The organism is uncultured Arthrobacter sp. (assembly GCF_902805515.1).
Lineage (GTDB): Bacteria > Actinomycetota > Actinomycetes > Actinomycetales > Micrococcaceae > Arthrobacter_D.
Map to the genome: position 1 here is coordinate 11,016 of NZ_CADCTE010000013.1, position 7,605 is coordinate 18,620.

Genomic DNA, 7,605 nt, shown 5'->3' on the forward strand with positions numbered 1-7,605 from the left:
GGACATTCTCAACGACCAGGAGCACGTCGACCTCTCACGCTCCCAGGTCTTCAAGAACTGGCACTCCCCGGTGACCGTCTCCCTCTCGGTGGAGCGGGACCGCTCGCTGGTGACCCACGGACACGCCCCGCCGCTGAGCGCCTCCGAACTCATCGGTGACCCACCGGGCTGCCGGGCCGCCATCGTCAGCGTCGGAGGGGAGCTTGAGCCGTGGGCGGCTGCCGCGACGGCCAACGGCACCCGGCTCTACGGGGATGTCGGCTGGGATCCCCACGGGGAATGGGCCCCGCAGGTCCTCGCCACGCTCGGCCATTTCTACGCGTTCATGCCCAACGACGTCGAAGCGATGGCGTACACGCGCACCGAGGACCCCTGGGCGGCCCTCTACGCGCTCGCCGACCATGTTCCGGTGGCCGTGGTCACCGTGGGGCAGCAGGGCGCCATGGCCATCGACTCGCTCACCGGCGAGGAAGAGTGGGTGCCCGCGCTGCCGGTCACCGCCTACGATCCGACCGGCGCCGGTGATTGTTTCGGTGCGGCGTTCGTGATGGCCGACCTCGCGGGATTCTCCCTGGCGGACCGGCTGAGCTTCGCCAACCTGTGCGCGTCCCTGTCGGTGCAGGAGGTCGGCGGCTCCCTCGCGGCCCCCGGCTGGGGCGACATCGCCGACTGGTGGCACCGGACCAGTTCAGCCCGCGACGGCGTCCGCCGCCAGTGGGTGCGCCGCTACGGGTTCCTGGAGCATCTCGTCTCCGATGTGCCCGTGGAGGCGGTGCGCCGCGCGTCGGCGACCATCGCCCGGCATTCCGATGCCTGAGGGGGACCCAACCGGCGACGGTGGCAGAATAGGGCAAGTGAGTTTTTCTTCCGCCCCGACCGAACGCACCGTTGAAGTGGACCTTGAGGCCATCCGCCACAACCTCCGGCACCTGATCGAGGTGGCCAGTCCGGCCCGGGTCATGGCGGTCGTCAAGGCGGACGGATACGGCCACGGCGCGGTCGCCGTCGCGAAGGCGGCGCTTGAGGCAGGAGCCTCCTGGCTGGGCACCGCGCACATCTCGGAGGCACTGGACCTGCGGCGCGCGGACCTTGACGCGCCGGTGCTTGCCTGGCTCCACACCCCCGAGAGCGACTTCGCGGGAGGCATCGAGCAGGGCATCGACATCGGGGTCTCCGGCTGGGAACTTGACCACGTCGTGGCGGCGGCCCGCCGGCTCGAACGGCCCGCACGCGTACACCTGAAGATCGACACCGGGCTGGGCCGCAATGGCTGCTCCCCGGAGCTGTGGGAAGCCCTGCTGGACCGGACGCTTGAACACCAGGAGGAGGGCCTGCTGCGCCTGGTCGGGGTGTTTTCCCACCTCGCGGTCGCCGACGAACCGCACCGCCCCGAGACCGACGAGCAGCTGCGCCGCTTCCGGGACGCCGTGGCCGTCGCCGAGGACGCCGGTGCGGACCTCGAGGTACGCCACCTGGCCAACACGCCGGGCACCCTCTCCCGCCCCGACTGCCACTTCGACATGGTGCGGGTGGGCCTGGGCATGTACGGGCTCTCACCCTTCTCCGACCAGAGCGCGGAGGACCTTGGCCTGCGTCCGGCCATGACCTTCGCCACCGTCGTCGCGGGCTGCAAGGAGGTCCCCGCAGGCCAGGGGGTCTCCTACGGGCTGTCCTACCGCACCGAGCGGCCCACCACCCTCGGCCTGATCCCCACCGGCTACGGCGACGGCGTGCCGCGCATCGCCACCGGGGGACCGGTACGCATCGACGGGCGCACCTATCCCGCCGTCGGCCGGATCGCAATGGACCAGCTGGTCGTCGACTTCGGCACGCAGGGCCTGGTCGGTACCGAACGCAGCCCGCTCGGCCGCCGGGCGGTCCTCTTCGGGGGCGCCGGCGACCCGCCCGTTGAGGAATGGGCCGCCGCCGCCGGGACAATCAACTACGAGATCGTCACCCGTATCAGCGGCCGCGTTCCCCGGACCTACCTCAATGAGGACCCGGCCGGTGAGTGAGCCGGCCCAGCACTGGCTGCGCAGCCGGTTCGTCCGTTCCGCCGCCGAACTCCAGGCCGTGGCAGAGGAGCTGGGGCCGGCGCTGCAGGGCGGGGACCTGCTGATCCTCACCGGCGGGCTCGGTGCGGGAAAGACCACGTTCACCCAGGGCCTGGGCCGCGGCCTCGGCGTGCGCGGCACCGTGATTTCCCCCACCTTCATCCTCGTCCGCAACCACCCCTCCCTCACCGGGGGCCCGGGCCTGGTGCACGTGGACGCGTACCGGCTGGAGGGGACGGAGGAGGTCGACGACCTCGACCTTGAGGCCTCCCTCGACTCCAGCGTGACGGTCATCGAATGGGGGGCCGGGCGCGCCGAACACCTCTCCGACAGCCGGCTCGAGATCACCATCACCCGGCCCACCGGCGCCGGCGCCGCGGCGGACGGAGGGGGGATCACCACCGACTTCAGCGACGACGTGGACGAAGAGCGGGAAGTGCGTGTCGCCGGCTTCGGCCCCCGCTGGTCGGCAGGACCGCCTCCCGGGCTGCTCGACTAAGCTGTTACGGTGCTTCTTCTTGCCCTGGACACCTCAGCCGCCGCCAGCGCCGCGCTCCTTGACGGGGACACCGTCATCGGCCGGTTCGCGAGCGCCGACACGCGCTCCCACGCGGAGGTCCTCGCGCCCGCGGTCCAGGACCTGCTCCGCGACGCAGGCGTGGCCGGCCCGGACCTCGGAGCCATCGCCGCCGGAGTCGGTCCCGGACCGTTCACCGGACTGCGGGCCGGCCTGGCCACCGCACGGACCCTCGCGTTCGTCTGGGGCGTGCCCCTGCACGGGGTCATGAGCCTCGATGCCCTCGCCTTTGAGGCCGCCTCGGACCCCGTGGCCGAGGGTGAGTTCCTCGTCGCCACCGACGCCCGCCGGCGCGAGGTGTACTGGGCCCGATACCGGGGCCCGGAGGCTCCGCGCGGGCTTCCGGTCCTGGTCGACGGCCCGCATGTAGGCCCGGCGGCCCAGCTGCCGGAGCTTCCGGTCTTCGGCGCCGGGGCCGGGTTGTACCGGGAGGAGCTGAACGCGGTCGACGCCTTCTCCACGGCGCTGCCGCACGCTGCGGCGCTGGGCCGGACGGCCTCGGCCCGGCTCGCCGCCGGCATGCCGCTGCTGGACACCACCCCGCTGTACCTGAGGGAATCCGATGCGAAGGTTCCCGGGGCCCGGAAGAAGGTCGGTTCATGAGCTTCAGCCTGCGGGACCTCGATTACGAGGACATCAAGACGGTCGGCTCGCTTGAGCAGGAGCTCTTCCCCGTCGACGCCTGGCCCCTGCAGATGTTCTACGAGGAGTTCTTCCGCCCCGACACGCGCCGCTACATCGTGGCCGAGGTGGACGGGGTCATCGTCGGCTATGCCGGGGTGATGATTATCGACACCACGGCCGACATCCAGACCATCGCCGTCCTCCCGGACCATGAGGGCCGCGGCATCGGCACGGCGCTGCTGCGCGAGCTGCTCGCCGAGGCTGCCCGGCGCGGCGCCCGGGAGGTCCTGCTGGAGGTCCGCGCCGACAACCCCCGCGCCCAGCTGCTCTACACCCGCACCGGGTTCACGAAAATCTCGACCCGCCGCCGGTACTACCGCGACGGCGTCGACGCCTGGGTGATGCGACTGGAACTGCCGCCCGAAGGCGCCGCCGGGGGTGCCGGCCCGGAATCCAGCCCGAGCGGCGGCGCCAACGAAAAGGCCGGCACCGTCAACGAAAACACCGACGAGGACAGCAGCGGCACTGAAGGAGACCGGCCATGAACCGCAGCGCACCGCTGGTGCTCGGCATCGAATCGTCCTGCGATGAGACCGGCGTCGGCGTCGTCGCGGGCACCCGGCTGCTCGCCAATGTCGTGTCCTCCTCCATGGACGAACACGTGCGCTTCGGCGGGGTGATCCCCGAGATCGCCTCCCGTGCCCACCTCGACGCGTTCGTCCCCACCCTGCAGCAGGCCCTCACCGAGGCGGGGGTGGGCCTCGAGGACATCGACGCGATCGCTGTCACCACCGGGCCCGGACTGTCGGGGGCGCTCATGGTGGGGGTGGCCGCGGCCAAGGCGCTCGCCGTGGCCACCGGGAAGCCCCTCTACGCGGTGAACCACCTGGTGGCCCACGTGGGCGTCGGCATGCTGGGAGGCACGTTCGCCGACGGGATCCCTGCGGATCTGGGCGCACTGCTCGTTTCCGGGGGCCACACCGAAATCCTCAAGGTGGGAAGCATCGCCTCGGACGTGACGCTGCTGGGCTCCACCATCGACGACGCCGCCGGGGAAGCGTACGACAAGACGGCGCGCATCCTCGGCCTCGGCTACCCAGGCGGTCCGGCCATCGACCGCATCGCCGCGCAGGGCGACCCGCGCGCTTTCCGGTTCCCCCGGGGCCTGACCCAGCCCAAGTACATGGGAACCGCCGAGAACCCCGGACCGCACCGCTATGACTGGTCCTTCAGCGGGCTGAAGACGGCGGTGGCGCGCAGCGTCGAACAGTTCGAGGCCAACGGGGAACCGGTCCCGGTGGCCGACATCGCCGCGTCCTTCCAGGAGGCGGTGGTCGACGTCATCACCGCCAAGGCCGTCCTTGCGTGCACGGAGAACGGCATCACCAGCCTGCTGCTGGGCGGGGGAGTGGCGGCGAACTCGCGCCTGCGCGCCCTGACCGCCGAGCGGTGCGCGGCGGCGGGCATCGAACTCACCGTGCCGCCGCCGTCGCTGTGCACCGACAACGGGGCGATGGTCGCCTCACTCGGAGCGCAGATCGTGGCCAACGGCGGAACCCCCAGCGGCCTCTCCTTCGCCACGGACTCGGCGCTGCCGGTCTCCAGCATCCTCCTCTAGGACCCCGGCCGGCGCCGGGAGGCCGGGGGTCTAGAGGCCGAGGGATTCGAGGACGGGCAGTTCCGCGCGGACGCGAGCGCGGGCCTCCGCGGCACTCGGGGCCTTCACCGCGATCTCGGCAAGCTTGCGCGCCTCGTCGATGCTGACGCTGTTGAGCACCGCACCCACGCCGGCCAGCGCCCTCGGGGTCATCGACAGCGTCGAGACGCCCAGACCGACAAGCACGACGGCGAGCGCGGGGTCGGCGGCGGCCTCGCCGCACACCCCGACGGGCTTGGCATTGCCCTCGGCGACCGAGCCCTCCACGGTGAGCCCGATCAGGCGCAACACGGCCGGCTGCCAGGCGTTGTTCAGCGCCGCGAGGGAACCGAGCTGCCGGTCGGCCGCCATGGCGTACTGGGTGAGGTCATTGGTGCCGATGCTGGCAAACCCCACCTCGGCGAGGATCGATTCGCTCATCAGGGCGGCCGAGGGCACCTCGACCATCACCCCGGGCTTCTTCAGGCCTGCCTCGGTGGTCATTGCCGCGAAGTCGGCGGCCTCCTCGGCGGTGGAGATCATGGGCGCCATCACCCAGACCTCGGCGGAGGCCTGGGCCTCGGCGTCGGCGATGGCCTTCAGCTGCCGTGCCAGCACGCCGGGGCTGGTGAGGTCGGTGCGGTAGCCGCGGACGCCGAGGGCGGGGTTCGGCTCCGTGGTGTCGGTGAGGAAGGGAAGGGGCTTGTCCGCGCCGGCGTCGAGGGTCCGGACCACCACCTTCTTGCCGGGGAAGGCATCGAACACGCCCTTGTACGCCTCGACCTGCTCGTCGTGGGTCGGCTCGCTGTCCCGGCCCAGGAAGCAGAATTCGGTCCGGAGCAGGCCCACGCCCTGGGCCCGGGCCTCCGCCGCTCCGCGGGCGTCCTTGGCTCCGCCGACATTGGCCAGCAGCGGCACCTCGTGGCCGTCCGAGGTCCTGCCGGTGCCGTCGAATTCGGTGAGGGCCGCCGCCGCGGCGGCGTAGGCCTCGGCCGCGGTCTCCTCCTCGGCGCCGGGGTCCACGCTGATGGTTCCGGCGGCGCCGTCGACGTAGACGCGCGCACCGGATTCAAGCTCGTCGACGCCCACCGCGGCGACCACGGCCGGCAGCCCCAGCGAGCGGGCGATGATGGCGGTGTGGGACTGCGGTCCGCCGCCGGAGGTGACCAGGGCCTGGACCTTCGCGGGGTCGAGGGTGGCGGTGTCGGCGGGTGCGAGGTCCTCGGCGATCAGGATGAACGGGGTGTCCGAGGAGGGGATGCCCGGCGCGGGCAGCCCGCGCAGTTCGGCCACGATCCGGGCCCGGACGTCGAGGACGTCGGTGGCGCGTTCGGCCATATACCCGCCGAGGTTGTGGAGCATTTCGGCCACCGAGGCGCCGGCATCCCAGGCCGCGCGCTCGGCGGAGCTGCCGGCATTGATGAGTTTGACGGCATTCTTGACAAGCATGGGGTCGGTGGCCATCATGGCGGTCGCCTCGAGCACGGCACGCGCGTCGCCGCTGGCCGTCTCCGAGCGCTGCTTCAACTCGGTCTGGACGGCCTTAGTTGCCGACCGCAGGGCCGCCGCGGCATCCTCGGGGGTTACGCCCTCCCGGAGCCGCTCGTCCTTGGGGGGCTCGCTCACGGGCTTCGGCATCTGGCGGATGGTTCCGATGACCCGCCCCGGGCTGACGCCTACTCCTGAGAAATTCCGCATTGAACGTCCTCATTTCCTTGCCGTGTGCGCAGAGACTTCCACCGTACCCGCCCGGGCCGGGGTGCGGCATTGAAGTATGTGATCCGCTTCATATATCAGCGCTATAGGTGCTACGGTAGCAGGCATGGATACCGCTGGCGAGCCTGCGCCGAAGATCAGGCTGCTCAGGGCAGCCGCATCGCTGCTGGCCGAGTCCGGCGGATCACCCGTATCAACGCGCCAGGTGACCCGGCTCGCCCGGGTCACCGCTCCCACCCTGTACCACCACTTTGGGGACAAGGAGGGCCTTTTTGACGCCGTCGTGGCCGAAGGTTTCACCGAATACCTCGAGGGTGAGCGCAACCTTCCCTCCTCGGGGCAGCCGGTGGAGGACCTGCGCCGTCATTGGGACAACCATGTGCAGTTCGGTCTCGACCATCCCCACCTGTACCTGGTCATGTTCGGCAATATCCGTCCGGAACGCCGGCCCTCGATGGTGGCCGAGGCCGAGGCGTTCCTTGAAGAAGTCCTGAAGCGGGCGGCCGCAGCGGCCCGCCTGGTCGTGCCGCCTGCCGAGGCGGCCCGAAGCCTGCTCGCGGCGAACATCGGCGTGACCCTCATGCTGATCGCCGAGCCCGCCTCCAACCGCAGCCTCGAACTGTCAGTGATGACACGCGAGGCTGTCATCTCCGCCATCGCGACCGATTCCGACTCGGACCCGGTCATCGACACCGAGGGCACGCCTTCGGTGGTGGTCGCGGCCATCGCGTTGAATGCGGCGCTGCAGGCATCGCACCCCGACCAGCTCTCCAGCTCCGAGCTGAAGCTTTTCCTCGAGTGGCTCCAACGGATTTCCACCCGGACGGGCTGACAAGCAACCAATTTATCCATTCCCCGCACTGACGCAGGGACAACGGTTAGGAACGCACGTGGCAACACAAGCAGAAGCGGCGCCCCGCACCAGTGCGCGGGTCCGCGTCCAAAAATTCGGGACCTTCCTGTCCGGAATGATCATGCCCAACATCGGGGCCTTCATT

Annotated in this window: 8 protein-coding genes; 7 read left to right on the plus strand and 1 reads right to left on the minus strand. The window is 70.8% G+C overall.

Features of this window, described 5'->3' with window-relative positions:
• The 6 genes from QZX79_RS01595 to tsaD form a co-directional block, all read left to right on the plus strand.
• Positions 1-817 (plus strand): PfkB family carbohydrate kinase (locus QZX79_RS01595; protein WP_294563703.1); only part of this gene is annotated, 817 nt, incomplete at its 5' end.
• Positions 818-854: 37 nt separating this feature from the next.
• A complete protein-coding gene (alr, locus tag QZX79_RS01600) occupies positions 855-2,015 on the plus strand; it encodes an alanine racemase (protein WP_294563704.1) in 1,161 nt (386 codons plus the stop codon).
• Positions 2,008-2,553 (plus strand): tRNA (adenosine(37)-N6)-threonylcarbamoyltransferase complex ATPase subunit type 1 TsaE, encoded by a 546-nt coding sequence (tsaE, locus tag QZX79_RS01605; protein WP_294563707.1) that lies wholly within the window; start codon positions 2,008-2,010, stop codon positions 2,551-2,553. Before alr ends, tsaE begins: the two co-directional genes overlap by 8 nt.
• A 9-nt stretch (positions 2,554-2,562) precedes the next feature.
• The gene (gene tsaB / locus QZX79_RS01610) at positions 2,563-3,234 is read left to right on the plus strand and encodes a tRNA (adenosine(37)-N6)-threonylcarbamoyltransferase complex dimerization subunit type 1 TsaB (protein WP_294563710.1); all 672 of its coding nucleotides are present in this window, start codon (positions 2,563-2,565) and stop codon (positions 3,232-3,234) included.
• Positions 3,231-3,800 (plus strand): ribosomal protein S18-alanine N-acetyltransferase, encoded by a 570-nt coding sequence (gene rimI, locus QZX79_RS01615; RefSeq protein WP_294563713.1) that lies wholly within the window; start codon positions 3,231-3,233, stop codon positions 3,798-3,800. Before tsaB ends, rimI begins: the two co-directional genes overlap by 4 nt.
• Positions 3,797-4,873, plus strand: a complete 1,077-nt coding sequence (gene tsaD, locus QZX79_RS01620) for a tRNA (adenosine(37)-N6)-threonylcarbamoyltransferase complex transferase subunit TsaD (RefSeq protein WP_294563716.1) — start codon at positions 3,797-3,799, stop codon at positions 4,871-4,873. The genes rimI and tsaD overlap by 4 nt, the downstream gene beginning before the upstream one ends.
• Positions 4,874-4,903: 30 nt before the next feature.
• Here tsaD and ptsP read toward each other — a convergent pair whose 3' ends face one another.
• The gene (gene ptsP / locus QZX79_RS01625; protein WP_294563718.1) at positions 4,904-6,589 is read right to left on the minus strand and encodes a phosphoenolpyruvate--protein phosphotransferase; all 1,686 of its coding nucleotides are present in this window, start codon (positions 6,587-6,589) and stop codon (positions 4,904-4,906) included.
• A 124-nt stretch (positions 6,590-6,713) separates the two neighbouring features.
• On the opposite strand from ptsP, the gene QZX79_RS01630 reads away from it, so the two are divergent.
• Positions 6,714-7,439 (plus strand): TetR/AcrR family transcriptional regulator, encoded by a 726-nt coding sequence (locus tag QZX79_RS01630; protein WP_120164840.1) that lies wholly within the window; start codon positions 6,714-6,716, stop codon positions 7,437-7,439.
• Positions 7,440-7,605 lie beyond the last annotated feature (166 nt).

Coding starts and splice junctions, on each gene's coding strand:
- ptsP (WP_294563718.1), bottom strand. CDS start 6,589: ATGCGGAATTTCTCAGGAGTAGGCGTCAGCCCGGGGCGGGTCATCGGA.
- tsaD (WP_294563716.1), top strand. CDS start 3,797: ATGAACCGCAGCGCACCGCTGGTGCTCGGCATCGAATCGTCCTGCGAT.
- QZX79_RS01630 (WP_120164840.1), top strand. CDS start 6,714: ATGGATACCGCTGGCGAGCCTGCGCCGAAGATCAGGCTGCTCAGGGCA.
- rimI (WP_294563713.1), top strand. CDS start 3,231: ATGAGCTTCAGCCTGCGGGACCTCGATTACGAGGACATCAAGACGGTC.